Consider the following 25,987-nt stretch of genomic DNA (forward strand, 5'->3'; position numbering starts at 1 on the left):
TAGCTTCCAGAAATCTTACTTTTTAATCGGTTTGCGCGGACCTTTACGGGTACGTGCGTTAGTTTTGGTGCGTTGTCCGCGAACAGGCAAGCTGCGACGATGACGAAGACCGCGGTAGCAGCCTAAATCCATTAAACGTTTGATGTTCATGGAAATTTCGCGACGTAAATCACCTTCGGTCGGAACCTTAGCAACTTCTGCACGAATCGCATCAAGCTGAGCATCATCTAATTCACGAATTTTTGTAGTTTCAGTAATACCTACAGTCGCTAAGATGTTCTTAGCAGTGTGGCGACCGATACCAAAAATATACGTGAGAGAGATAACAGCATGCTTGTTATCCGGAATGTTTACACCGGCAATACGAGCCATTCAATTTTCTCCAAAAAGGCAGTCAAGATAATCAACCGCCCCACAAAAATCTTGAGGGGCGGATAATAACCTAATTAGCCTACTGAAATCAACAGGTCTTAATTAAATTAACCTTGACGCTGCTTATGACGAGGTTCTGCGCTACAAATCACGCGAATAACCCCATTACGACGGATAACTTTGCAGCTACCACAAATTTTCTTTACAGAAGCTTGTACTTTCATGATGAAACCTCTAAGTGCGCTTATCCCTTAGGATGAGCAGTCGTTTTTCTCATTAACGTTTGATTATCATATTGATGCGAAGTAAGGTGCGCTTGAAGTTGCGCCATAAAGTCCATTACTACTACAACTACAATCAGTAAAGATGTTCCACCCAAATGGAATGGAATACTAAACGAACTTTGTAGAACCATAGGCATTAAACACACTACAGTAATGTAAATTGCACCAATAAAAGTCAAACGGTTAAGAATATGATCTAAATAACGAGCCGTTTGCTCACCTGGGCGGATACCAGGCACATATGCTCCGCTGCGTTTTAAGTTCTCTGCAACTTCTTTTGGGCTAAATACTAGCGCTGTATAGAAATAACAGAAGAAAATAATTAACGCACCAAACAGCATTAAATACAACGGCTGTCCAGGCGATAACACCAATGCCAGATCTTGTAGGCTACGCTTCACAATCCCTGCATTTGGATCAGCACTCCCCAACCATTGTCCCAAACTCGCTGGAAATAATAACAGTGAGCTTGCAAAAATCGCTGGAATCACACCTGCCATATTAATTTTTAATGGCAAATGCGTTTGCTGTGCAGTAAAAACACGACGACCTTGTTGCTTTTGTGCATAGTTCACCGGAATACGACGTTGTGCTTTTTCAATAAACACAATCGCAGCTAAAACGGCTAATGAGAGTAAGCCAAATACAGCTAAACCAATTAAACTACCTTGACCATTATCTACAGAAGTAAACGACTGTATTACAAGATTTGGCAAACCTGCCACAATACCTGCAAAAATGATCATCGAGATACCATTACCAACACCACGTTCGGTAATTTGCTCTCCTAACCACATCAGAAACATTGTTCCCGCAACTAACGAAGTAACTGCAGGAACATAGAATGCTAAGCCTGATGTCAAAGTAATACCTTGACTAATCAAACCAGCACACATCCCTACACCTTGCACGAGTGCAAGGAATAAGGTGCCATAACGTGTATATTGATTGATCTTTCGTTTGCCTTGCTCGCCTTCTTTTTTCAAAGCTTCTAACGAAGGAACAACCGTAGACATTAACTGCACGATAATCGATGCAGAAATGTACGGCATAATTCCCAACGCTAGAATCGACATGCGTTCTAATGCACCGCCAGAGAACATGTTAAATAAGCCTAAGAAGGTACCTTCATTCGCCTTAAAAAACTGTGCTAGCGCTATATTATCAATACCTGGCAACGGAATATGCGCTCCTAGTCGAAAGACCAATAACGCGCCAATCAAAAACATTAATCGACGAATAATTTCACGATATTTCACATGAAATGGTTGGCCTTTCATCATGTTTACATGACCTGAAGAACTAGGAGTCATAGACACTCGAGATTACTCCTCGACTTTACCGCCAGCAGCTTCAACAGCAGCTTTAGCGCCTTTAGTCAACACAACACCTTGAACAGTGAATGCGCGAGTGATTTCACCAGAAAGAACGATGCGAGCACGAATTTGATCACGACGAACAACGTTCGCAGCTTTTAAAGTTTCAAGGCTAATTACATCACCTTCAACTTTATTCAATTCAGACAAACGTACTTCAGCAGTTTTCAAAGCGATTTGGCTAGTGAAACCGAATTTTGGTAAACGACGATATAACGCTGTTTGACCGCCTTCAAAGCCTGGACGAGTACCACCACTTTTACGTGAGTTTTGACCCTTGATACCACGACCACCAGTCTTACCAACGCCAGAGCCGATACCACGACCTAGACGACGATTTTCACGCTTAGCACCTTCAGCAGGTGCAAGTTCATTTAAACGCAGAGTCATGGCTTATTCCTCTACACTAACCATATAGTAAACTTTGTTGACCATACCACGGTTAGAAGGCGTATCTTGCACTTCTACAGTATGACCAATACGACGCAGACCTAGACCTTGTAAGCAAAGTTTATGATTTTTTAAACGATGCGAAGAAGATTTAGTCTGGGTAACTTTAATCGTTTTCATGATTGATTACCCTTGAATTTGTTCTACTGAAAGACCACGTTTCGCAGCGACTTTCTCAGGAGAAGTCATATCACGCAAACCTTTGAAAGTTGCGTTTACTACGTTAGCAGCATTTGTAGAACCATAACATTTAGCAAGTACGTTATGTACACCTGCAGCTTCGAGAACAGCACGCATCGCGCCACCAGCAATTACGCCAGTACCTTCTGAAGCAGGTTGCATGTATACACGGCTTGCACCATGACGAGCATTCACAGGGTGTTGTAAAGTAGTCCCCGCAAGGTCTACAGTAATCATGTTACGACGTGCAGCTTCAAGTGCTTTAGAAATAGCAGCTGGAACTTCACGCGCTTTACCACGACCAAAACCTACACGACCATTACCATCACCCACAACAGTTAATGCTGTGAAAGAGAAGATACGACCACCCTTAACAACTTTGGCTACACGATCAACGGCAACCAGCTTTTCAACGAGACCTTCGTTTTGTTCAACTTTCGCCATGATTAGAACTCCAAGCCGCCTTCACGAGCAGCATCAGCCAAGGCTTTGATACGACCATGATATTTAAAACCAGAACGGTCAAATGCAACTTTAGTAACGCCAGCTGCTTTAGCACGTTCTGCGATTAAAGCACCAACCTTAGTTGCTGCATCGATATTACCAGTCGCACCACTACGCAAAGATGCATCTAAAGTTGAAGCTTGCGCTAAAACTTTGCCACCATCTGCTGAAATAACTTGAGCATAGATGTGACGCGGAGTGCGGTTTACACACAAACGAGTCGCACCCAATGCACGAATGTGCAAGCGTGTGCTTTTTGCACGACGCAAACGGGTTTGTTTCTTTTCGTTCATAAGAACCTCGCGCCTTATTTCTTCTTAGCTTCTTTACGAAGAATAACTTCATCCGAATAACGAACACCTTTACCTTTATATGGTTCAGGAGAACGGTATGCACGGATTTCCGCTGCTACTTGACCTAACAACTGCTTGTTTGCTGATTTCAAAATGATTTCAGTTGCAGTTGGAGTTTCCGCTGTTACACCTTCTGGTAAAGCGTAGTCAATTGGGTGTGAATAACCTAAAGCAAGGTTAACGACAGTGCCTTTAACTGCTGCTTTGTAACCAACACCAACTAGCTGTAACTTACGTTCGAAGCCTTCGCTAACACCTTTTACAAGGTTGTTCAATACAGCGCGAGCAGTACCAGCTTGCATCCAAGCATCTTTCGACTCTTTAACTGGAGCAAGTTGAAGTTTACCTTCTTCCTGTTTTAGCTCGACCAGCGCATGCAGGTTGAAAGACAATGTACCTTTAGTGCCTTTCACTTCGACCTGCCGGCCGTTCTGAGTAACTGTTACACCATTAGGTACAGTTACTGGGGCTTTAGCCACACGAGACATGAGGAATCACCTATTAAGAAACAAAAGCAATAACTTCACCACCAACGCCCGCAGCACGTGCAGCGCGATCAGTCATGATGCCTTTGCTTGTAGAAACAATTGCAATACCTAAACCTTGCTTAACGCTTGGAAGTGCATCTTTACCGCGATACTGACGTAGACCTGGACGGCTTACGCGTTTCACAGTTTCAATAACTGGTTTGCCTTCGAAATATTTTAACGTAATAGTCAAAGTAGCTTTTGCATCTTCTTGAGCAACTTCTACATTTGAAATATAACCTTCTTGTTGAAGAACGTTTGCAATAGCAACCTTCAACTTAGAAGAAGGCATAGAAACAACTTGTTTCTTTGCCATTTGAGCGTTACGAACACGCGTTAACATGTCGGCAACGGTATCTTGCATACTCATTATAGTCGCTCCTTACCAGCTTGCTTTAACAACGCCTGGTACATCACCCTGCATTACTGTATCGCGTAATTTGTTACGGCTTAAACCGAACTTACGGAAGTAACCATGAGGACGACCAGTTAAACCACAGCGGTTACGAAGACGTACTGGAGATGCATTACGTGGTAATGCTTGTAACTTCATCATCGCTTCGAAACGTTCTTCATCAGATGCATTTACGTTTGCAATCGTTGCTTTTAATTCAGCACGTTTTGCAGCGTATTTAGCAACTGTCTTTTCGCGTTTCAATTCGCGATTAATCATACCTTTCTTAGCCATATCGACCTCTTATTTGAACGGGAAGCCGAATGCACGCATAAGCGCACGGCCTTCGTCATCGCTACGAGCAGTGGTCGTAATAGTGATATCTAGACCACGGATACGATCAATTTTGTCAAAATCGATTTCAGGGAAAACGATCTGCTCTTTTAAACCCATAGAGTAGTTACCACGACCATCAAATGATTTCGAAGAGAAACCACGGAAGTCACGGATACGAGGGATAGCGATCGAGATCAAACGATCCAAGAATTCGTACATTTGGTCGCCACGTAAAGTAACTTTACAACCAATTGGCCAACCATCACGGATTTTAAAACCAGCGATTGATTTACGTGCAAGTGTCACAACTGGTTTTTGACCAGCAATGAGTTGCATATCAGCAACAGCGCCATCTAATAATTTCTTATCAGTTGCAGCTGCGCCTACACCCATGTTAAGAGTGATTTTCGTGATGCGAGGAATATCCATCACATTCTTAACGCCAAGTTCTTCTTGTAACTTCGCTTTAAGTTCGTCGTTATAACGTGCTTTAAGTCTGGCCATCGCCTATTCAACCTATTACTTCGCTACCGCCACTGATTCACCATTTGATTTATAAACACGAGTTTTCGCGCCATCAATCACTTGGTAACCAATACGGTCAGCCTTTTGGGTTGTAGCATTAAAAATTGCCACGTTTGAAATATGAAGCGTTGCCTCTTGAGTAACGATACCGCCTTCAGCGCCAGTTACACGGTTTGGCTTTTGATGCTTCTTCACTAAGTTAAGACCTTCGACCTTAACTCGATCTTCAGAAACAGACAAAACAACACCTTGTTTGCCTTTTTCTTTACCTGCGATCACAATTACTTGATCGCCTTTTTTAATCTTAGCCATGATTGCCTCTTATAAAACTTCAGGAGCCAATGAAATGATTTTCATGAACTGTTCAGTACGAAGTTCACGAGTCACTGGTCCGAAGATACGAGTAGCAATCGGAGCTTTGTTGTTGTTCAAAATAACAGCTGCGTTATCGTCGAAACGAATAACTGAACCATCTGGACGACGGATGCCGAATTTTGTACGTACAACTACAGCATTCATCACGTCACCTTTTTTAACACGTGCGCGCGGAATTGCTTCTTTTACAGTAACTTTAATAATATCGCCAACTGAAGCATAACGACGGTGTGAACCACCAAGTACTTTAATACATTGTACGCGGCGTGCACCACTGTTGTCTGCTACGTCGAGCATACTTTCGGTTTGAATCATTGCCCTACTCCAAAACCGAGCATCACCGGTCGCAATTTCGAAAGGCTCAAAGAGTACTCGAAATTGTCCGATGATGCAACAAGAACGTCTAATTACTCAGCAGCTGCTTCAACGACTTCCACTAAAGTCCAAGCTTTAGTTTTAGAAATTGGGCGGCTTTCTTTGATGGTCACTAAGTCGCCAGTTTTAGCAACATTGTTCTCATCATGAGCGTGTAATTTAGTTGAACGGCGGATTGATTTGCCGTACAACGGGTGTTGAACGCGGCGTTCAATAAGCACAACAATAGACTTGTCCATTTTGTCACTTACAACTTTGCCGGTTAACGTGCGGACTGTTTTTTCACTCATTGTCCGTTCCCCTGTTTTTCGGTAAGGAGTGTCTTGATACGAGCAATTGTCTTACGAGCAATTTGCACTTCATGCGATTTGCCTAATTGACCAGTTGCTTTCGCCATACGAAGACGGAATTGGTTAAGCTGTTGCTCATCAAGCAAAGCTTTCAACTCTTCTACCGACTTTTCACGTAGATCTTTAATTTTCATTACATCACCGTCCGAGTCACGATAGTGGTTTTAAACGGGAGTTTAGCTGCAGCTAAAGCAAAAGCTTCACGCGCTAACTCATCGCTAACACCTTCAATTTCGTACAGGATCTTACCTGGCTGAATCTGACAAACCCAGTATTCCACGCTACCTTTACCTTTACCCATACGAACTTCTAATGGTTTTTCGGTAATTGGTTTGTCTGGGAATACGCGGATGAAGATTTTACCACCACGTTTAATACGACGGCTAATGGTACGACGTGCAGCTTCAATCTGACGCGCAGTCATACGACCACGTTCAGTTGCTTTAATTGCAATCGAACCAAATGATACTGTACTACCACGATGCGCTAGACCAGTGTTACGGCCTTTGTGCACTTTACGGAATTTGGTACGTTTAGGTTGCAACATGGATTATTCTCCCTTGTCAGCAGCACGGTCACCGCGACGACCACGACGCTCTTGACCTTCACCACGACCACGACCGCGTTTAGCTGGACGTTCTTCAGCAGGAGCAGGGTTCATGACTTGTTTCATGCCACCTAAAATCTCGCCACGGAAAATCCAAACTTTAACACCGATCGTACCGTATGTTGTTTCTGCACGCATAGTAGCATAGTCGATGTCAGCACGAAGTGTATGCAAAGGTACACGACCTTCACGATACCACTCAGTACGAGCGATCTCTGCACCACCTAAACGGCCAGAAACTTCAACTTTGATACCTTTAGCGCCAGCACGCATTGTGTTTTGAACCGCACGCTTCATAGCACGACGGAACATAACACGCTTTTCTAATTGAGAAGCAATTGCTTCAGCAACTAAACGTGCGTCCAAGTCAGGGCGATCAATTTCATTGATGCTAACTTGAGCTGGAACACCCATAATGTTGGTGAGTTCGCGCTGTAATTTCTCAATATCTTCGCCTTTCTTACCGATAACGATACCAGGACGAGCAGTGCTAATTGTTACTTTAGCAGCGCCTGTAGGACGTTCGATAAGAATATTGCTTACCATCGCATTCTTAAGTTTTTTAAGCAAAAACTCACGAACTTGAAGATCTTTAAGCAAGTATTCAGCGTATTGTTTCGGACTCGCATACCAGTTAGCGTTATGACGTTTCACAACACCTAGGCGGATACCGATTGGATGAACCTTCTGACCCATATCAAACCCCTACCTTAACGGTGATGTGACAAGTACGCTTAGTAATACGATCTGCACGGCCTTTAGCACGCGGCATGATACGTTTAAGGCTCATGCCTTCATCAACGTAAATCGTAGTTACTTTAAGGTCATCAACATCTAAGCTGTTGTTGTGTTCAGCATTCGCGATTGCAGATTCAAGTGCTTTTTTAACGAGCACAGCTGCTTTCTTGTTGCTGAAGTTCAAAATGTCTATCGCACGTGCAACCGACTTACCACGGATCAAATCAGCAACTAAACGTGCTTTTTGTGCCGAGATAGCGGCACCGCGTAATTTAGCAGTTACTTCCATCATAGCACCTATTAACGTTTAGACTTCTTATCAACACCGTGACCACGATAGGTACGAGTTGGCGCGAATTCACCCAATTTATGACCAACCATGTGTTCAGTAACAATTACTGGAACGTGGTTACGGCCATTGTGAACAGAAATTGTTAAACCAACAAAGTCTGGAAGGATCATTGAACGACGTGACCATGTTTTGATCGGCTTACGGTTGTTAGCAGCAATCGCAGCTTCAACCTTAGCGAACAAATGCGCGTCGACGAATGGACCTTTTTTTAATGAACGAGGCATTATTCAGATTCCCTTACTTGACGCGACGGTCGCGAATAATCATCTTAGTCGTACGCTTATTGGTACGTGTCTTGTACCCTTTAGCTTTTTGACCCCATGGACTTACAGGTTGAATACCTTTACTACGCCCTTCACCACCACCGTGTGGATGGTCTACTGGGTTCATCGCCATACCACGAACGGTAGGACGAATACCACGCCAGCGCGCAGCACCAGCTTTACCCAATGAACGAAGGTTGCTTTCTTGGTTAGAAACTTCACCAATTACAGCACGACATTCAACGTGGACTTTACGCATTTCACCAGAACGTAAACGAACGATAGCGTAAGAACCATCACGACCCAACAACTGAACTGAAGTACCAGCAGAACGTGCTAATTGAGCACCTTTACCGATTTTAAGTTCAAGGTTGTGAAGTGTAGAACCGATTGGCATATTGCGAAGTGGTAAGCAGTTACCTGGACGAATTGGAGCATCGTTACCAGATTGAACTTTATCACCAGCACGTAAGCCTTTAGGTGCAATGATGTAACGACGTTCACCATCAGCATATTTCAATAAAGCAATATGAGCTGTACGGTTAGGATCGTATTCGATGCGCTCTACAGTCGCTGGAATACCATCTTTGTTACGTTTAAAGTCAACAATACGGTAGTTTTGCTTATGACCACCACCCACGTGACGTGTAGTGATGTGACCATTATTATTACGACCACCAGTACGTTTTTTAGCTTCTACCAACGGTGCATAAGGAGCGCCTTTGTGAAGATGGTCATGAACCACTTTCTCTACAAAGCGACGTCCTGGAGACGTTGGCTTACATTTTTGAATTGGCATAATTCTCGTCCTTATTCCGCTGCGTTTTCAGCGGTATCGCCCAAGTCAGCCATTTCTACATCTTGGCCAGCTTTCAGGGTGACGTATGCTTTTTTCACATCAGAACGACGTCCTAATGTTTTACCAAAGCGTTTTGTTTTACCTTTAGTGATCGTTGTATTGATTTTTACAACTTCAACACCAAAGAGCTGCTCAACTGCTTTTTTGATTTCAAGTTTGTTTGCATTTAATGCAACTTTGAACACTTGAACACCAGCAGTATCACCTAAAACTTGTGCTTTTTCTGAGAATACTGGTCCTAATAGGACTTGATAGATACGTTCGTTGTTCATCCGAGTTCTACCTCAATTTTCTTAGCAGCAGCTACAGACATTACAACTTTATCAAATGCGATCAAGCTAACAGGATCAATAGCAGTAGCATCAACCACATCAACGTGTGGAAGGTTGCGAGCTGCAAGATACAAGTTCTCATCTACAGCATCTGTAATGATCAATGCGCGAGTTGCATTCAAGTCTGTAAGTTTTGCAAGCAAGTCTTTAGTTTTTGGAGCTGCAACAGCAAACTCTTCAACCAATACAAGACGATCTTGGCGAACAAGTTCAGCTAAGATACATTGCATTGCACCGCGATACATCTTACGGTTTACTTTTTGAGACCAATCTTGTGGGCGAGCAGCAAAAGTTTTACCACCACCAACCCAGATAGGGCTACGAATAGAACCCGCACGAGCGCGACCAGTACCTTTTTGACGGAATGGTTTTTTACCACCGCCAGAAACGTCTGCACGTGATTTCTGAGCTTTCGAACCTTGACGACCACCAGCTAAGTAAGCTGTAACAACTTGGTGTACAAGCGCTTCGTTAAACTCACGTCCGAAAGCAACTTCAGACAATTCAACAGCAGAGCCGGAAACAGTTTTTAAATTCACAGTATTTCCCCTCAGGCCTTGATGGTAGGACGTACAATAACGTCACCATTCGTTGCACCAGGAACAGCACCTTTAACAACTAAAACAGAACGTTCAGCGTCAATAGATACAATTTCAAGACCTTGAACTGTTACGCGTTCATCACCTAAGTGACCAGCCATTTTCTTGCCTTTGAACACGCGACCAGGAGTCTGGTTTTGACCTGTAGAACCTAATACACGGTGAGATACAGAGTTACCATGAGTAGCATCTTGCGTACGGAAATTCCAACGCTTAACACCACCTTGGAAGCCTTTACCTTTTGATTGACCAGTTACGTCAACAATTTGACCAACTGTGAACAAATCAACACCGATAGAAGCACCAACTTCACGGCCTTCAAGCTCAGCTTCAGTAACACGGAACTCTTTAACTAAACGACCAGCAGCAACACCCGCTTTCGCAAAGTGACCTTTCTGAGCGTTAGTTACGCGCGATTCGCGACGTTCACCAGTAGTTACTTGGATTGCTTGATAACCATCAGTTTCAAGTGTTTTGATTTGCGTAATGCGGTTTGGATCGACTTCGATAACTGTAACAGGTACAGATACACCAGCATCTGTAAAGACGCGAGTCATACCACATTTGCGACCGACTAAACCAATAGCCATGTGCATAAACCTCTAAAAAAGCGGCCTAATTAACTTAACGTTAATTAACCGAAAGCCTTAACCCAAAGCGATCTGAACATCAACACCAGCAGCAAGATCCAACTTCATCAATGCATCAACAGTTTTATCTGTAGGTTGAACGATGTCGATCAAACGTTTATAAGTGCGGATTTCGTACTGATCACGAGCGTCTTTGTTGACGTGCGGTGAAGTAAGAACGTTGAAGCGTTCGATGCGAGTAGGCATCGGGATTGGACCACACACTTGTGCGCCAGTACGCTTAGCGGTTTCTACGATCTCTTGAGCAGATTGATCAATCAGGCGATGATCAAAAGACTTCAAACGGATACGAATTCTCTGGTTAGACATACCAGTAAACTCCAAGCCAAAAATATAAAGAATCACCCATGACGCACCTCACCTTATTGGTAAGTGTCAAGGGCAGTGAAAATCACTAAGGTCATGATCGATGCCACGACTGTAATGCGTTGACTACTTTCTTCGTAGTGAACGCCCTCCATTTGAGGGTCGCCCATTATAACGATTGTTTAAGTCTTATGCAATTCTTCTTTTATTTTTTTAGTTTTATACTTGATTAAGCATTCACCACATACTCTATTGCTCGATTTAGTAATTGATTGCCTTGCTCAAACTTACTTTTAATCGTTTTTTTTAATTCTGCGATTGGCTGAACATATTGACCATTAAACACCGCACTATCTTCTTCATTTTCAATCAACAATTGCAAAGCATGTGGTGTCATTTCAGGATGAAATTGAAACCCCAGTACATTGCGCCCAATTTGATACATTTGATTTTGACAAACATTATTCTGCGCTAAACGGACTCCTCCACGGGGTATTTCGAAGGTTTCACTATGCCACTGCATAATGTTAATTTTTTCTGGTATTTGAAAGTAATTTTCGGGTACGTGTGAAACACGACCTACATCCATCCAACCTAATTCTTGATGTTGATTTCGACTCACAGATGCACCGAGTGCATTGGCAATCAGTTGCCCCCCTAAACATAAACCAATCGCAGGTTTTCCCGCAGAGAGATAACGTCTTAACCATCTTTTTTCCAATTTTAACCAAGGATAATTTGCTTCATCATTTACACTCATGGTTCCACCCATAATGATCAGTAAATCAACCTCATCAATATGTGGTAGAGCCTCCAATTCAAGAGGTAAATCAACGGGTAAAGCAAAGAACTCTGTGGCGGTAATTTTTGCTTGATGTGCCTTTAAATAGTCATAGCAACTGCCAAAACCTTCACCAGCAATGTGCTGAAAATAATGCACTCTTAAATGCGACTTCATGCGCGTAAACCTATTGTAGTTAGAATGATAATTAGTCTTAGCAAAAATAAAGCCAGTTTTGACTAAAAGCTTTGATTCGTAACGATTCTGAACAAAATATGCAAATCACTAGCAGGATTCGATATTTTCTCTTAACCTAAATCATTCTATTAATTTAATTTTGCCCCATGACTAAACAAAATAGCTTACAAACCACACTCATTCATGCACCACGCCAAGCTCCCCAATACATAGAAACGATTCAACCTCCCCTATTTCGCGCATCAACGATTATTTTTAAAACAACAGCGCACCTTTTTGATCGCCATTGGACTAACCCTTATGATTATAGTTATGGCACACACGGTACACCGACGACGTTTACATTAGGGGATAATATTGCTCGAATTGAAGGTGGAAATTATTGTTTACTTGCACCCAGTGGCTTATCTGCAATCAATTTAGTGAATAGTACTTTTTTAAGTTCAGGGGATGAAGTTTGGGTTGCAGACAATATTTATGGCCCGAATCTGGAACACTTAAAGAATCTGCAAGACCGCTACGGCATCCACGTCAAAATTTACAACCCAATTGATGTGAATAGCTTTCAACCGACTGAAAAAGCTAAATTGATTTGGCTAGAGGCGGCAGGTTCTGTCACTTTAGAGTTTCCCGACCTCAAAAATCTGGTTAAAAAAGCACAGCAAGCGAAGGTTCTGACTGCACTGGATAATACATGGGGCGCTGGCCTGGCTTTTAATGCATTTGATTTTTCTGATGAGCATCTGTCTGTCGACATCACTATACATGCGCTAACTAAATATCCAAGTGGCGGTGGCGATATTTTAATGGGTTCAGTAGTTACACGAGATCCGCAATTACATCATAAACTCTACCGTATGCATGCAACCCAAGGGATCTGTGTTTCAGGCGATGATACCGCACAAATTCAACGCAGCTTGGCTCATATGCCACTTCGTTATGAACAACAATCTAACAGTGCAATCACCATACTCGATTGGTTAAAGCAACAATCTCAATTTTGCCAAGTTTTACATCCAAGTGATGCCAATTCAACAGGTCATTTATTTTGGCAACAAGTCTGTGAAACAGGAAAAAGTGCAGGTTTAGTCAGCGTCATTTTCAAACCTGAATATGATCTCGCAGCAATTCGTAAATTCTGTGACAGCCTAACTTTATTTAAGCTTGGGTTTAGTTGGGGCGGCCCTATCAGTCTTGTTATGCTTTATGATTTAAAACAGATGCGAGAACTAGAAAATACACATTTACAACAAGGTTTATTAGTTCGCTTCTGCATAGGACTAGAAGATCCAAACGATTTAATCCAAGATATTCAAAACGCACTAAAACAACTCGAATGAAATAAAGCATAGGTGAAGAATGAATACACCCATTATTATTGCAAAAAAAACCACAGATACAACGCAAGATATTGTTTTACATTCTCAATTTGCAAACCGCCACGGTTTAATTGCAGGTGCGACAGGCACAGGTAAAACAGTGACTCTGAAGGTACTAGCCGAAAGTTTCTCACGGCTGGGCGTACCTGTCTTTTTGGCAGATGCTAAAGGTGATGTCTCTAGTTTGGCTAAAGCAGGAAGTAGCAACCTCAAATTTGATGAGCGTTTAAAAAACTTACAACTTGAACCCATTCCATTTGCTGCTTCCCCTGTTATTTTTTGGGATTTATTTGGGCAACAAGGTCATCCTATTCGTACCACAATTTCAGAAATTGGTCCGTTACTTTTGGCACAAATGCTAAATCTGAATGACACACAAGAAGGTGTTCTTTCGGCCGTTTTCCGTGTTGCAGATGATCAAGGGCTTTTATTAATTGATTTCAAAGACCTTAAAGCAATGCTGACCTATGTCAGCGAAAATGCAGCCGAATTAAAAGCCGAATATGGCAACCTTTCTCCAGCTAGTCTAGGTGCAATTCAACGTAATTTATTGGCTTTAGGTGATCAAGGTGGAGAGCAATTTTTTGGTGAGCCTAGCCTGAATATCCTCGATTTTATTCAGACCGATACCAATGGTCATGGCTATATCAATATCTTAGCCGCTGACAAGCTCATGAATACTCCAAAGCTTTATGCCACATTCTTACTATGGATGATGTCAGAACTGTTTGAACAGTTGCCTGAAGTGGGTGATATGGACAAACCAAAGTTGGTATTCTTTTTCGATGAAGCGCATCTATTGTTTGATAATGCTAGTCCAACCTTACAACAAAAGATTGAGCAAGTCGTACGTCTCATTCGCTCGAAAGGCGTGGGAATTTATTTTATTACTCAAAATCCTCTGGATTTACCAGAAAGTGTCTTAGGGCAATTGGGCAACCGAGTACAACATGCCTTACGTGCATTTACTCCAAAAGATCAAAAGGCAGTCAAAACCGCAGCGGATACCTTTCGAGCCAATCCAGCATTCAAAGTTGATCAAGCGATTACAGAACTTGCTGTAGGTGAAGCATTAATTAGTTGTCTAGATGAACAAGGGACACCGCAAATTGTAGAGCGCGGTTGGGTCATGCCACCTTACTCTTCATTTACACCAATCACGCCAGAAGAACGCCAAGTGATTATTGGGCAAAGTATTGTCGCAGGTGTCTATGACCAAGCCGTGGATCGCGACAGCGCCTATGAAATGTTGCAAAAGAAAGTGCTACAACAGTCTCAACAAAAACAGGCAGATGAGTTAGAAAAGCAGCAAAGCAAAGAACAAGATGCTTTAGCCAAACAACAGGCGAAAGAACAAGAACGCTTTGCGAAAGAGCAACAAAAAGCCGCAGAGAAAGCACAACGAGATCGCGAAAAACTCACCCAAGATATTGTGGGAACTTTTGCAAAAAGTGCGGCTCGTAGCTTAGGTGGCTCTACAGGTCAAAAGATCGTTCGCGGTTTACTTGGTTCATTATTTGGCAAATAAAAATCTTTATTATTTTAAAAATCAGGGGATAATCATTTATCCCCTATTTTTTTTATGGTTTTAGTCAAAGCAGATCTTGCAAATAAATTTTATAAGGTATATTTTAAATATATCTTATAAATGATAGCCAAGAGAGATCACTCATGACTCCGCAGCAAATTGACCTTGTAAAAGCAACTGTACCTGTACTCCGTGAAAATGGTGTGGCACTCACTGGTTACTTTTACAACCGTATGTTAGGCAACAACCCAGAATTAAAAGAAACCTTTAACATGGGGCATCAACGTAGCGGCGCGCAAGCACAAGCACTTGCTGGCGCAGTTTTGGCGTATGCAGAAAACATCGAAGACCCTTCTGTACTTTTACCTGTGGTCGAATTGATTGCGCACAAACATGTGAGCTTGAATATTCAATCACCTGATTACAGTATTGTGGGTGAGAACCTACTGCACTCTATTAGTGAAGTACTCAATATCTCAATGGAAGATCCATTGATTGGTGCATGGGCTGCCGCTTATGGTCAATTAGCTGACTTATTTATTAGCACTGAAAAAGCCATTTATGATCAACATCAACAAACCAAAGGCAGTTGGTTAGGTTGGCGTAATTTCAAAATTGCCAAGAAAGTAGTTGAGAGTGATGAGATCACTTCATTCTATTTAGCTCCTGTGGATGGTGGTGAATTACCTAAATATGAAGCGGGTCAATATATTTCAGTTCGCGTGTTTGTACCTGAACTCAATTTAAGACAACCACGTCAATATACGCTTTCAACGAGCCCTCAAGCAGATTACTTACGTATTTCAGTCAAACGTGAGGATGAAAAAGGTGAGTTAGCAGGTGGTTGGGTATCTAGTACATTGCATAGCTTAGCTGAGGGTTCAGAAATTGAAGTTTCTGCACCAACAGGTAACTTCTATTTAATTGATAGCAGCAAACGTAATGTATTTATTAGTGGTGGTGTAGGTTTCACCCCAATGATTGCAATGCTCAATCAATTGGTGACTTTAGATATGCCGCAACCTGTGAGCTTTATTCATGCTTGCCGCAGCAGCCAAGTGCATGCCATGAAAAAGCATATCCATGAACTAAAAGCAAAATATCCACGTTTGAGCACATTCACTGCTTATGAGTTTCCTCATCAAGGTGACGTGTTAGGCGAAGATTTTGATGCAGCGGGTCGCTTAGATTTAGTGTCAATGGATGCTGGATTATTACCAGCCAATGCAGACTATTATCTATGTGGTCCAATGCCATTTATGGCAGAGCAACATAAAGCTTTAGTTGCTCGTGGCATCCCTGCTGAAAATATCCATAGCGAAGCATTCGGTACGGGTGGCGTAAAACTCAGCTAATCGGTGCTGCGTTTTGCATAGGGCTAGTCTATGTTAGACTAGCCCTTTCTGTTTAAAGCAATAGATTGAGTGAAAACCCATGCAACTCAATAAGTTTACTGATTATGCACTCAGAATCTTAATGTATGTCGCTCGTCCGAGTGATGTACCGTATACGATTGCAGATATTGCACGGGACTTGCATGTATCCCAAAACCATTTAGTGAAAATCGTTCACTTCATGGGAAAACAGCATTGGATCGTAACGATTCGCGGCAAAGGCGGTGGACTTCGTTTAAATCCAGAGGCTAAAAGTCTAAAATTAGGTGAGATTGTTCGTATCTTACAAGGCAATCATCAAATCGTAGAATGTAATACGCCACCTTGTGTTTTACGCTCTCATTGCGGACTTAAAAGTATTTTGGATCAAGCTTTAGAATGTTTTTATCAAAACCTAGATCAATATACACTTGGAGAAGTGGTGCAATATGGCATTCTTCCCTCTTCTACAAATTCAAATATTGACTTTTTACAACTCGTTCAAAAAGCCTAAACATCAAGATTCGCACGAATCTCTCACATCCTTTATAATAGTCGTTGCTATTTCAATTCAAAAAGTAAGCTTCTATGCGTCGTAGTGAAAAATCGAAAGACACCAAAGCCAAACTCGCACCTAAACAAAAAATCAGTTATGAAAAAAAGACTGATCCTGCTGTAACCGCGTATGCAGTGCAGTCTTTGACTTGGTTACGCCAAGCTGAATTTTTGATGAGTGCGCCTAAACTGGATTTGTGCGTAGAAGATACAGGTTATGAAATCGCATTTGCAGGTCGTTCCAATGCAGGAAAATCGAGTGCAATTAATGCTTTAACCAATCAAAAGCAACTCGCACGCGCTTCAAAAAGACCTGGGCGCACGCAAATGATTAACTTTTTTAGCTTAGGTAATCCAGATCAACGTTTAGTTGATTTACCAGGTTATGGTTATGCGGCTGTACCTGAAGCGATGAAAATCGTATGGCAGAAAGAACTTGAGAACTATCTGATCCATCGTAAAAGCTTACAAGGCTTGGTACTGTTAATGGACATCCGTCATCCATTACAACACTTTGACTTAATGATGCTGGAATGGGCACATTCACGTCATTTATTTGTACACATCCTGCTCACCAAAGCAGATAAATTAAACCGTGGCCCTGCCAATAAAGTACTATTAGAAATTAAGCAGCAGTTGAAGAAAATGAAACTTGATTTCTCGATTCAATTATTCTCTTCACTCAATCGAATTGGTTTAGAAGAATTGGCAAGCGTCATGGGTGGCCGTTTAAATTTCACACTTGATCAACCAGCAGAATTTGACCTTGATCAGATCCCAGAAGCTTCAGAAATAGACGTCGAAGAATAAATAATGCATTTTATGCAACTTGATGCATTAAATAATTTCTAATTGTCCTGAATTGCTAAACACAAACACTAGGTAGTTTTCATATACTGCTTAGTGTTGGTTCATTGCACTATCGATTAGGACTAAACGATGAAATTACTATCATTTATGAAGAACAAAGTTCTTGGTTCTTCGATTGACTATAAAATTCTCCCACGCAAAGTGAAGTTTGACTGGGAAAAAACACCAGTGGATTGGATTCCAAACCAGCCTTATGCCAGTTATTTTATTAATGAAATTAACAATATTTTGCCTGCTGGTGAGTTTTGGTTCTGCCGCTTATACAACAAAGTTCTTCCAGAAATTACTGATGAAAAATTAAAACAAGACGTTCAAGCATTTATTCGCCAAGAAGCGATGCATGCGGTTGCACATACGTCTGCGAACAAAGAATATCTTAGCCAACGTAATATTGATATTCAGCGTAATCTCGATATTATGGATTTCGTATTTAACAAAGCTTTAGCTGATAAGCCTTTTGGTAAAGAAGTTCCTAAAATACTTGACCATCAATGGGATTTGTTCCGTCTAGGCGTCATTGCAACAGTTGAACACATGACGTGTGTATTGGGTAAATACGCACTGTACAACAAACGTTGGGAAGAACTCGGTGCTGATCCAGAAATGATTGATCTGATTAAATGGCATGGTTCTGAAGAAATCGAACATCGTACCGTTGCTTTTGATCTATATCGTCATTTAGGTGGTGGTTATATTGCACGTTATTACATGAGTGTCGCTGTAATCGTGGGTGTACTTGGTTTATGGGTTGATGGCGCGGCACATATCATGGGTCAAGATCCTCGTTTTGCCGACAAAAAACCGAGCTTATTTAGACCATGGGTTTGGATGGAATGGTACAAAATTGGTCGTCAAGATAATCAGGTTTTACCAAATCCAATTTGGTTAGTCGCTCAACAAATCGACTATCTCATGCCTTGGTATGATCCTGTGAAAGAAGGTAATACTCAAGATGCGGTGAATTATTTAAATAATTCACCGGCAGCAAAACGCGCTTTACAACAAGCCGCATAAGCATTTCAATAAAAAAGCAGAAGTCTTCTCCTGCTTTTTTATTTCTTAAATCGCATCAAATTGATTCAACTTCTGCCTGCTTAGCATAACGATCAACAACAACACTGATCATCATATCACCCTGTACATTCACTACTGTTCGTACAGTATCTAATACGCGATCAATCGGTAATAAAATCGCAATCGCTTCCGCAGGCAAACCAACTGATTGTAAAACCATAATCATGGTCACCATACCTGCGCTGGGAATACCTGGTGCTCCCAATGAAGCAATCATAGCAGTTAAACATACAATAATTTGCTGGGTTAAACTCAAGTCCAAGCCCATCAAATTTGCAATAAATAAAGCGGCGGCTGCCTCATAAAGTGCAGTACCATCCATATTTAATTGTGTTCCTAAAGGAATCACAAATCCTGCTGTCTGGGGTCGCACACCTAAATTTTCTTGTGCACATTTCATACTGAGTGGCATTGTCGCGGAACTTGAACTGGTCGCAAATGCAGTAACTAAAGCTGTGCGTGCGCCTTTAAAGAAAGTGATTGGATTCATTTTTCCAAAAATCCAAAGTAATGCAGGCAAAACAACAGCACCGTGAAAAATCGTTGTTCCCGTGACAACCACTGCGAATTCAACTAAACGACTTAACACAGAAAGATCTTCAGTCGCGATCAATTTAGCAAGCAGTGCAAAAATACCGATTGGAGCTAGCTTCATCACCCAACCCACAAGCATCATCATCATGACAAAGAATTGTTGGCAAGTATTGCGAACCAAGCTAAAGCTTTCACCACCTTTGACTAATGCGACTCCAAGGAATAACGCAAAGACCACAACTGCAAGTACATTACCTTCACTAAATGCTTTAAAAGGATTGATCAAGGTATTTTGGATAAAATTGGTCAGAAAACTTGAAGGCGTCAACGTATCTGGCGTTTGGTGGTTTTGCATGGCTTCTTGGAAGATTTGAATATCTACCCCTTTGCCTACTTCAAATAGATGTGCACAACTAATCCCTAAAATCAAAGCTAAGGTTGTCGTCGTGAGACAGCTTAATGCTGTAATTTTCCAAACTCGTCCAAATTGTCCACCAGCCTGTAAATTTGAAACACCCACAACGATCGAACTAAAAATAAGTGGGATGAGCAACATTTTGAGTAAACCAATAAAAATACTGCTTAAAATCCCCAGCCCATACAAACTATGTTCAGCAAAACTAGTCTGCGGATACAAAGTTAAGAAGAACCCATATATAACACCCAGTACGGCTGCGATTAGAATTTGTGTATTTAAATTCATTCTGATTAATAAAATATTTTAGCTTGTGGGTACTATGGCACGCTCATATTGAAGAATCGAGCAATTTTTTGTCACAACCTTATGACAAAAAAAGCCATCTAAATGATAGCTTTAATTTTAGTTTTTCAAATCTAATTTTACTGGGTTTCAATTTCTCTCAATCGAATTAGACCCTCTTGTACAGTGCTACATACCAGCTGACCATTCTGCCACATGCGTCCAAAATTCAGACCACGTGAACTAGCACTAATTGTTGCCTCCATATCGTAAAGCATCCAATCATCAGCACGTAACGGGCGATGGAAGTAAATGGTGTGATCAATGCTTGCACATTGTAAATTTGGCGAAATCCAAGATAACCCGTGTGGACGCAGTGCTGTAGTCATCAAAGTAAAGTCTGAATAAAACGCAACGATGGCTTGATGTAATGAAACGTCATCAACATTTTCTGCAATACGATCATGGGTACGAATGTAGTGCGCATAATATGGCGCTTCAGGCTGTGGCTGAAAAGGATTAACTGGTCGAGTTGGTCTGATTTCAACATGACGTTCGCGCATAAAACTCGTACGTGCATTTTCTGGGACGAAATTGAGCATACTTTCTTTTAATTCTTTCTCAGACTTCAGCTCTTCAGGACTCGCATACTCTGGTTCTTTATGTTGATAATTTAAGCCTTCTTCTGGATTGGCAAAAGATACCATCGCCGAGAAAATTGTACGTCCATGTTGGATCGCACGCACTTGTCGACTTGCAAAACTTTTACCATCTCGCAATGGATCAACTTCATAAATGATCGGTGCATCGACATCACCACCATATAAAAAATAAGCATGCAACGAATGTGCTGGACGGTTTGTGGTATATGACGCTGCTCTTAATGCTTGTCCAAGAACTTGTCCACCGAATACTCGTTTCCCAACCAAATTGCGACTGTTGCCTCGGAAAATATGTTCTTCCAACTTTTCCAAAGTCAAAAGTTCAACCAGTTCTTGAGTTAACGCATTCATGTAATAGCCTTCCAACATCAATGAGGAGAGATCAACTAATCCATTCAGGATTGATCATTTCGATTGTGCCACAAATTCCAATAAATATGCTCAGGATAAAATGATTCATCCGTCACATTAATCTTTATTTATAACTGCTAAAAATACGATTTTTAACGATAAAATCTACCAAATACGCTATATTTTGTCAGAAAATAACATATCGTTTCATGGCAGAATATCGCAAAATGTCATGTTGACGTTTGTGTTCATCGAGCTTCGCCTTGCGCTGCACTTTAAGCTGCGCTTTCTTATAGCACTATAACAACACCTCATGCTCAGGGTTATCATTTAGGAGTTTGTAATGTCCAAGACTGGATTTGGTCAAATGTATCGCCAACTTTCGAGTAAGTTACTTGACCTCGTGGTCACCCCACATGTTCTTGGTGAAGTTCCTACAGAGTCCACCGTAACTGAGCAAAACACAACAGATTCAAATACCGTAATTTGCTATGTTTTACAAAATTATTCACGTAGTAATGCTTTGGTAGTTGATGGTGAAACGCGTCGCCTTCATTTAAAGCCAGCTTTGGATGCCATGAGTTTTGGAACTTATCATGAAAAAAACTCGGTTCTATTTTTACATCAAAATGAAAATAACTTTTTTAATACTCAAACATATCCCCCACGCCTTCTACAATTGATCGAAGCATTAGAACAAAATCAAGAAGTAGATGTTCAATTAGTTCCCGTTACAGTGCTCTGGGGACGCTCACCAGATAAAGAAGATTCATGGTTTAAATTATTATTTTCTGATACTTGGGCAACACCAGGTACTGTTAAACAACTCATGAATATTGGCTTACATGGGCGTGATTCATATTTAGAATTCCATGAGCCTCAATCTCTACGTGAATTGGTAGATTATGCCAAGAAACATCATCCAAATATTTCCCCTGCAACTTATATTTCAAGTTCTTTAGATACTTATCTAGATCAGCAACGTGAAGTCGTACTAGGTCCTGACTTATCTGATCGCCGTAATGTGATGCAGTCAGTGGTAAAAGCACGTGATGTACAAGATGCCATCCGTCGTGAAAGCATTCAGCATAAAATCAGCATGCTCGAAGCAGAACGTCGTGCAATTGGCTATGTCAATGAAATCGTTTCTGATTATTCAGCTTCTGCCGTTCGTTTTGCCGATATGGCTTTAACCCGTTTATGGACACAACTGTATGACGGCGTTGAAGTTCATAATTTCAGTACAGTTCGCGAACTTGCGAAAGACTATGAAATTATTTACACACCATGCCACCGTAGCCATATTGACTATTTATTATTGTCCTATGTGATTTACAAACGTGGCTTAATGATTCCATATATCGCTGCGGGTGATAACTTAAACTTACCGTTTGTTGGTCAGTTATTACGTGGTGGTGGTGCGTTCTTTATTCGCCGTTCATTCCGTGGAAATGCACTATATACATCTGTATTCAAAGAATATTTATACAGTATTCTATCGCGTAATACGCCTATCGAGTACTTCATTGAAGGGGGGCGTTCACGTACTGGTCGCTTACTTCCACCGAAAACAGGTATGCTCGCCATGACCGTACATGGTCATTTACGTGGACGTGCCAAACCGATCGTCTTCTTACCGACGTATATTGGGTATGAGCGCTTGATGGAAGGCTCAACTTATGTAGGTGAAATGCAAGGTAAGCCAAAAGAAGCAGAATCAATTTTCGGTATCGTCAAAACCTTACGAAAAATTGAAAGAATTTTTGGCAAGGTACACGTTAACTTTGGTGAACCTGTTTTCCTCGATGATATTTTAAAGCAGCATAATGCAGATAAAATTCAGATCGAAAAAAATGATGCGCCAATTCCAGCCGAAGTATCGAATGTTGTTTCAAGCTCAGCTAATGTTATTTTAGAAAATATTAACCGTGCAGTGGTCATCAACCCTGTTTCATTATTGTCTTTGATCTTATTAGCAACACCAAAGCATACATTAGATGAAGAGATCTGTGCAAAACAGCTTGATATTTATCGTGATTTAGCGACTCAACAACCGTATGATGAACGCACTCAAGTAACATCATTATCAGGTAAAGAAATCATTGCCTACGGTTTAAAACTCAAGCTGATTAAACGCGTGCAGCATGTTCTAGGTGATATTATTGCCATAGAAGACAACCAAGCCGTTTTATTAACCTATTTCCGTAACAACATCTTACATGCCTTTGTCTTACCATCATTGGTTGCATCATTGGTTGAACATAACGGTAAGATTAATAAAACAGATTTAAGTAATGTGATTCGTACATTGTATCCATTCTTAAAAGCTGAATTATTCATGAAGTGGAAAGCTTCTGAATTGCAACAGCACATTGATAACTATATCAACGCACTCGTTCAAATTGGTCTAATTTTCCAAGATCATGATGGCAACTTATTTAGCCCAACACCAAACAGCGAAGAGCATCAGAAACTTTTGACTTTAGGCATGCCAGTTAAACAAAGCTTAGAGCGTTACTACATGACGCTTGCACTGATCACCCAACGTGGTTCTGGCAATATTTCAACCAAACAAGTCGAAGAGTTAAGTCACTTATTAGGTCAGCGCTTATCTGTTCTATATGAATTCAACTCACCTGAATTCTTTGATAAGTCTTTATTCCAAAGCTTTATTAAGGTTCTGACACAACAAAATTATATTCGTAATAATGAACATGGTTTCATTGAATATGATGATAATTTCAGCGAAATGGCAGCGGGTGCGCAGTTAGTACTTGATGAAACGACCTTGCAAATGTTGCAACACATCACAACATTTACAGATGAAGAACTTGCAACCGCTTTAGAAGCAATGGCATCACAGCAAGCAAAACGCCGTTTAAAACGCAAGAAAGCTTAATTGTTCAGTATTCACTTTTGATGGGTTAGTCAAAAATTTGGCTAACCCAATTTATTTGCGGCATTCTAAATATTTCGGATCATCTAGACATCTTAGTCGTTTGATTAATTCCACGAAATACGCATCATAATAACCTGAATCCACATAACGATTACGAATCTTGGCAACCAGAGCCTCATAGCCCTGCTTTTCATAACCCGAAATATCAGCCCAATAATACGCTGGTAAATGATTTTCCCATTGCATTGCCTGAGCAGCCAAAACATTACTATTTTTTACAAACCAACTTCGGATTTGGTGACCAAAACCAATGGGATAAGCTTGAGGTCGAATCACAATATTAATTGCGAAATACGCGACTGGAAAATTGACAACTTGGGTCGATTCACCAAATTCCTTTTTCAAATTATAAGGTAATACGCCATACGCTGGCGCAGCCAAGATATCGATCTTCTTTTGTTTAAACGAATCAACTGCTGTCGCAAAATCCACATAAATAGGTTTTGCCGATACACTTTGTACCAATGCCAATTGAGGCGGATTATTTTCCAGAATACCAATGGTCTTATTCTTTAATTGTGAAACTTTCCTGATCTGCTGAGTATTCATGATCATATATGCCGTGCCAATTGGAATCATGCCTAGCACTTCATAATTTTGATCTAGTATACGTTTTTCGACATTTGGATTGGTCAATAACTGCAACAACATACGTGCAACACGATTGTTTGAAATCAAACCAATTCCACTGGTACTTCCCATAAAATGGTTGTAACCATAGGTATGAAAATTAGATGCCACTAAACCTGAACATTTATTTTGATCAAATGCCTGAATCGCATCTTTTTCATCCTTAAAAGTATCAAACTTTAACTGAGTTTTATATTGAAGTGCATAGAGACGAATATCTTGTAAACGACGACTGATATCGCCCTGAGTACCAAGTGGGTCAAATACACACCATGTTTGCGTACCTGCCCAACTGGTTGTAGTCACGAATCCCAGCATGAGCATACAAATTATTTTTTTCATATTCCCCCTTAATGCCTCACCACAAACCATGTGTACAACTCAGGCAGTTCCATTACGGAATCTGTTGGTATTTTAACATCAAAATTCATACCAAACTTTCAAACTGTCTTGCAGTTTAATCTAATTATTTTCAATTACTATGTGCCGTTAACAGTTCGGCATAGTCATTAAAGCAAATCAAATGGTCAAATTTAAACCCTGTTTCCACCAACCGAGTTGCATAAATTTGCTTACCTGTCACTTGCTCAGATGCAAGCTCCACTTCAGGTAAACTCAAGCATTGCTGAAACCAACGTAAAATTTCATGCATAGCTAAAGGGGTGTTGTTGGTCACGATATAGCTCGATTGCACTTGGTCTAAGGTCGCCAACAATGCTAAAAACTTTGCCAAATCATCGATATGGATTCGATTACTAAAATGTACGGTTGGATAGCTAATGGTCTGCTCAGCAAGTTTTTTTAATCGGGCAATTGATATCCCATAAATGCCTGTTGGACGCACAATAATGCTCTGTTGCGGATAGTAAGCCTGCCACAACAACTCCATCTTCCGAAGTAAATGCCCTTGCTCATCGATTGGCTGAATCATTGACTCATCATCAATTCGCTCCCCTGCATTTTCACCATACACACGGGTGGAGGAAACAATAATAATACGTTGAACAGGATGATTTTTGAGAGCATTAGCAATCGGTTCAACGCTATCAACATAGGTTTGCTGATATGCAGCTATGCCACTTTGTGAAGGTGCAAGAATCACATAGACCACATCAACTGGGCGAAGTTGTGCTAAATCGAGCTGCTGAATATCTTGAAGATAATGTGTTGCGTAACAATCTGTTTTTTGACTACGGCTAATTGTGCTAATGTGGTGAGCTTGCTCAAATAAGTGTTTAGCAACGCGCTGAGATGTTTTACCATAACCAATAAATAAAATATGCATA

The 25,987-nt window shown here is 41.0% G+C and carries 35 protein-coding genes and 1 pseudogene; 7 read left to right on the plus strand and 29 right to left on the minus strand.

Annotated features, from left to right (window positions below):
- Positions 1-15: 15 nt before the first annotated feature.
- From rpsM to O1449_RS13705, 25 genes and pseudogenes are all read right to left on the minus strand, one after another.
- Positions 16-372 (minus strand): 30S ribosomal protein S13, encoded by a 357-nt coding sequence (gene rpsM, locus O1449_RS13585; protein ID WP_000090816.1) that lies wholly within the window; start codon positions 370-372, stop codon positions 16-18.
- Positions 373-479: 107 nt separating this feature from the next.
- Positions 480-596 (minus strand): 50S ribosomal protein L36, encoded by a 117-nt coding sequence (gene rpmJ / locus O1449_RS13590; RefSeq protein ID WP_000867907.1) that lies wholly within the window; start codon positions 594-596, stop codon positions 480-482.
- 20 nt (positions 597-616) lie between these two features.
- The gene (secY, locus tag O1449_RS13595; RefSeq protein WP_171287530.1) at positions 617-1,936 is read right to left on the minus strand and encodes a preprotein translocase subunit SecY; all 1,320 of its coding nucleotides are present in this window, start codon (positions 1,934-1,936) and stop codon (positions 617-619) included.
- 45 nt (positions 1,937-1,981) lie between these two features.
- Positions 1,982-2,422, minus strand: coding sequence for a 50S ribosomal protein L15 (rplO, locus tag O1449_RS13600; protein ID WP_004660366.1), 441 nt, complete (start codon positions 2,420-2,422; stop codon positions 1,982-1,984).
- A 3-nt stretch (positions 2,423-2,425) separates the two neighbouring features.
- Positions 2,426-2,602 (minus strand): 50S ribosomal protein L30, encoded by a 177-nt coding sequence (rpmD, locus tag O1449_RS13605; RefSeq protein WP_003653652.1) that lies wholly within the window; start codon positions 2,600-2,602, stop codon positions 2,426-2,428.
- A gap of 6 nt (positions 2,603-2,608) precedes the next feature.
- Positions 2,609-3,106: a 30S ribosomal protein S5 gene (gene rpsE, locus O1449_RS13610; RefSeq protein WP_004657688.1), complete on the minus strand. Its 498-nt coding sequence runs from the start codon at positions 3,104-3,106 to the stop codon at positions 2,609-2,611.
- 2 nt (positions 3,107-3,108) lie between these two features.
- The gene (gene rplR / locus O1449_RS13615; RefSeq protein ID WP_004660364.1) at positions 3,109-3,459 is read right to left on the minus strand and encodes a 50S ribosomal protein L18; all 351 of its coding nucleotides are present in this window, start codon (positions 3,457-3,459) and stop codon (positions 3,109-3,111) included.
- A 14-nt stretch (positions 3,460-3,473) separates the two neighbouring features.
- A complete protein-coding gene (gene rplF, locus O1449_RS13620; protein WP_004660363.1) occupies positions 3,474-4,007 on the minus strand; it encodes a 50S ribosomal protein L6 in 534 nt (177 codons plus the stop codon).
- A 13-nt stretch (positions 4,008-4,020) separates the two neighbouring features.
- Positions 4,021-4,416: a 30S ribosomal protein S8 gene (gene rpsH / locus O1449_RS13625; RefSeq protein ID WP_004660361.1), complete on the minus strand. Its 396-nt coding sequence runs from the start codon at positions 4,414-4,416 to the stop codon at positions 4,021-4,023.
- 12 nt (positions 4,417-4,428) lie between these two features.
- Positions 4,429-4,734 (minus strand): 30S ribosomal protein S14, encoded by a 306-nt coding sequence (rpsN, locus tag O1449_RS13630; protein ID WP_004660360.1) that lies wholly within the window; start codon positions 4,732-4,734, stop codon positions 4,429-4,431.
- A 9-nt stretch (positions 4,735-4,743) separates the two neighbouring features.
- Positions 4,744-5,280, minus strand: coding sequence for a 50S ribosomal protein L5 (rplE, locus tag O1449_RS13635; protein ID WP_004660357.1), 537 nt, complete (start codon positions 5,278-5,280; stop codon positions 4,744-4,746).
- A gap of 15 nt (positions 5,281-5,295) precedes the next feature.
- Positions 5,296-5,613, minus strand: a complete 318-nt coding sequence (gene rplX, locus O1449_RS13640) for a 50S ribosomal protein L24 (RefSeq protein ID WP_004641054.1) — start codon at positions 5,611-5,613, stop codon at positions 5,296-5,298.
- Positions 5,614-5,622: 9 nt separating this feature from the next.
- A complete protein-coding gene (rplN, locus tag O1449_RS13645) occupies positions 5,623-5,991 on the minus strand; it encodes a 50S ribosomal protein L14 (RefSeq protein WP_004657680.1) in 369 nt (122 codons plus the stop codon).
- Between the two features lie 92 nt (positions 5,992-6,083).
- The gene (rpsQ, locus tag O1449_RS13650; RefSeq protein WP_004641057.1) at positions 6,084-6,341 is read right to left on the minus strand and encodes a 30S ribosomal protein S17; all 258 of its coding nucleotides are present in this window, start codon (positions 6,339-6,341) and stop codon (positions 6,084-6,086) included.
- Positions 6,338-6,535 carry a 50S ribosomal protein L29 gene (rpmC, locus tag O1449_RS13655; protein WP_004660354.1) on the minus strand — a complete coding sequence of 66 codons (198 nt, stop codon included), beginning with the start codon at positions 6,533-6,535 and terminating at the stop codon, positions 6,338-6,340. The genes rpsQ and rpmC overlap by 4 nt, the downstream gene beginning before the upstream one ends.
- Positions 6,535-6,948 carry a 50S ribosomal protein L16 gene (gene rplP / locus O1449_RS13660; RefSeq protein ID WP_004657678.1) on the minus strand — a complete coding sequence of 138 codons (414 nt, stop codon included), beginning with the start codon at positions 6,946-6,948 and terminating at the stop codon, positions 6,535-6,537. The genes rpmC and rplP overlap by 1 nt, the downstream gene beginning before the upstream one ends.
- Positions 6,888-7,704, minus strand: a pseudogene (rpsC, locus tag O1449_RS13665) (30S ribosomal protein S3). The gene rplP and the pseudogene rpsC overlap by 61 nt, the downstream one beginning before the upstream one ends.
- Position 7,705: 1 nt before the next feature.
- Positions 7,706-8,035 (minus strand): 50S ribosomal protein L22, encoded by a 330-nt coding sequence (rplV, locus tag O1449_RS13670; protein WP_004657676.1) that lies wholly within the window; start codon positions 8,033-8,035, stop codon positions 7,706-7,708.
- 11 nt (positions 8,036-8,046) lie between these two features.
- On the minus strand, positions 8,047-8,322 hold the full coding sequence (gene rpsS, locus O1449_RS13675) for a 30S ribosomal protein S19 (RefSeq protein ID WP_004641066.1): 276 nt from the start codon (positions 8,320-8,322) through the stop codon (positions 8,047-8,049).
- 13 nt (positions 8,323-8,335) lie between these two features.
- Positions 8,336-9,160: a 50S ribosomal protein L2 gene (rplB, locus tag O1449_RS13680; RefSeq protein WP_004660349.1), complete on the minus strand. Its 825-nt coding sequence runs from the start codon at positions 9,158-9,160 to the stop codon at positions 8,336-8,338.
- A gap of 11 nt (positions 9,161-9,171) precedes the next feature.
- A complete protein-coding gene (gene rplW / locus O1449_RS13685) occupies positions 9,172-9,492 on the minus strand; it encodes a 50S ribosomal protein L23 (protein ID WP_004641070.1) in 321 nt (106 codons plus the stop codon).
- On the minus strand, positions 9,489-10,091 hold the full coding sequence (rplD, locus tag O1449_RS13690) for a 50S ribosomal protein L4 (protein ID WP_004660347.1): 603 nt from the start codon (positions 10,089-10,091) through the stop codon (positions 9,489-9,491). Before rplD ends, rplW begins: the two co-directional genes overlap by 4 nt.
- A gap of 11 nt (positions 10,092-10,102) precedes the next feature.
- Entirely contained in the window at positions 10,103-10,741 is a 639-nt protein-coding gene (rplC, locus tag O1449_RS13695) for a 50S ribosomal protein L3 (RefSeq protein ID WP_004660344.1), read from the minus strand.
- A gap of 57 nt (positions 10,742-10,798) precedes the next feature.
- Positions 10,799-11,110, minus strand: a complete 312-nt coding sequence (rpsJ, locus tag O1449_RS13700) for a 30S ribosomal protein S10 (protein ID WP_000070912.1) — start codon at positions 11,108-11,110, stop codon at positions 10,799-10,801.
- A gap of 226 nt (positions 11,111-11,336) precedes the next feature.
- Complete coding sequence (locus O1449_RS13705) at positions 11,337-12,065, minus strand: type 1 glutamine amidotransferase (RefSeq protein ID WP_241339524.1); 729 nt, start codon at positions 12,063-12,065, stop codon at positions 11,337-11,339.
- A gap of 167 nt (positions 12,066-12,232) precedes the next feature.
- Here O1449_RS13705 and O1449_RS13710 point away from each other — a divergent pair, with 167 nt between their 5' ends.
- The 6 genes from O1449_RS13710 (at position 12,233) to O1449_RS13735 (ending at position 18,805) form a co-directional block, all read left to right on the plus strand.
- Positions 12,233-13,426: a PLP-dependent transferase gene (locus tag O1449_RS13710; protein WP_269238576.1), complete on the plus strand. Its 1,194-nt coding sequence runs from the start codon at positions 12,233-12,235 to the stop codon at positions 13,424-13,426.
- A gap of 19 nt (positions 13,427-13,445) precedes the next feature.
- Entirely contained in the window at positions 13,446-14,993 is a 1,548-nt protein-coding gene (locus O1449_RS13715) for a helicase HerA-like domain-containing protein (RefSeq protein ID WP_269238577.1), read from the plus strand.
- A gap of 143 nt (positions 14,994-15,136) precedes the next feature.
- On the plus strand, positions 15,137-16,348 hold the full coding sequence (gene hmpA, locus O1449_RS13720) for an NO-inducible flavohemoprotein (protein ID WP_269238578.1): 1,212 nt from the start codon (positions 15,137-15,139) through the stop codon (positions 16,346-16,348).
- Positions 16,349-16,427: 79 nt separating this feature from the next.
- A complete protein-coding gene (locus tag O1449_RS13725) occupies positions 16,428-16,880 on the plus strand; it encodes an RrF2 family transcriptional regulator (RefSeq protein ID WP_269238579.1) in 453 nt (150 codons plus the stop codon).
- A 74-nt stretch (positions 16,881-16,954) separates the two neighbouring features.
- Positions 16,955-17,731 carry a ribosome biogenesis GTP-binding protein YihA/YsxC gene (gene yihA / locus O1449_RS13730; protein ID WP_004660333.1) on the plus strand — a complete coding sequence of 259 codons (777 nt, stop codon included), beginning with the start codon at positions 16,955-16,957 and terminating at the stop codon, positions 17,729-17,731.
- 129 nt (positions 17,732-17,860) lie between these two features.
- A complete protein-coding gene (locus O1449_RS13735; RefSeq protein ID WP_269238580.1) occupies positions 17,861-18,805 on the plus strand; it encodes a metal-dependent hydrolase in 945 nt (314 codons plus the stop codon).
- Between the two features lie 55 nt (positions 18,806-18,860).
- Here O1449_RS13735 and O1449_RS13740 read toward each other — a convergent pair whose 3' ends face one another.
- Together O1449_RS13740 and O1449_RS13745 are read right to left on the minus strand one after the other, a co-directional pair.
- Complete coding sequence (locus O1449_RS13740; RefSeq protein ID WP_269238581.1) at positions 18,861-20,102, minus strand: dicarboxylate/amino acid:cation symporter; 1,242 nt, start codon at positions 20,100-20,102, stop codon at positions 18,861-18,863.
- Positions 20,103-20,239: 137 nt separating this feature from the next.
- Positions 20,240-21,112 (minus strand): acyl-CoA thioesterase, encoded by an 873-nt coding sequence (locus tag O1449_RS13745; RefSeq protein ID WP_269229516.1) that lies wholly within the window; start codon positions 21,110-21,112, stop codon positions 20,240-20,242.
- Between the two features lie 343 nt (positions 21,113-21,455).
- On the opposite strand from O1449_RS13745, the gene plsB reads away from it, so the two are divergent.
- A complete protein-coding gene (gene plsB, locus O1449_RS13750) occupies positions 21,456-24,011 on the plus strand; it encodes a glycerol-3-phosphate 1-O-acyltransferase PlsB (protein ID WP_269238582.1) in 2,556 nt (851 codons plus the stop codon).
- 51 nt (positions 24,012-24,062) lie between these two features.
- Here plsB and O1449_RS13755 read toward each other — a convergent pair whose 3' ends face one another.
- Together O1449_RS13755 and O1449_RS13760 are read right to left on the minus strand one after the other, a co-directional pair.
- A complete protein-coding gene (locus tag O1449_RS13755; protein WP_269238583.1) occupies positions 24,063-25,043 on the minus strand; it encodes a putative solute-binding protein in 981 nt (326 codons plus the stop codon).
- A gap of 130 nt (positions 25,044-25,173) precedes the next feature.
- On the minus strand, positions 25,174-25,986 hold the full coding sequence (locus O1449_RS13760; protein WP_269238584.1) for an NAD-dependent epimerase/dehydratase family protein: 813 nt from the start codon (positions 25,984-25,986) through the stop codon (positions 25,174-25,176).
- Position 25,987: the final 1 nt, after the last annotated feature.

The organism is Acinetobacter sp. TR3 (genome assembly GCF_027105055.1).
Taxonomy (GTDB): Bacteria; Pseudomonadota; Gammaproteobacteria; order Pseudomonadales; family Moraxellaceae; genus Acinetobacter.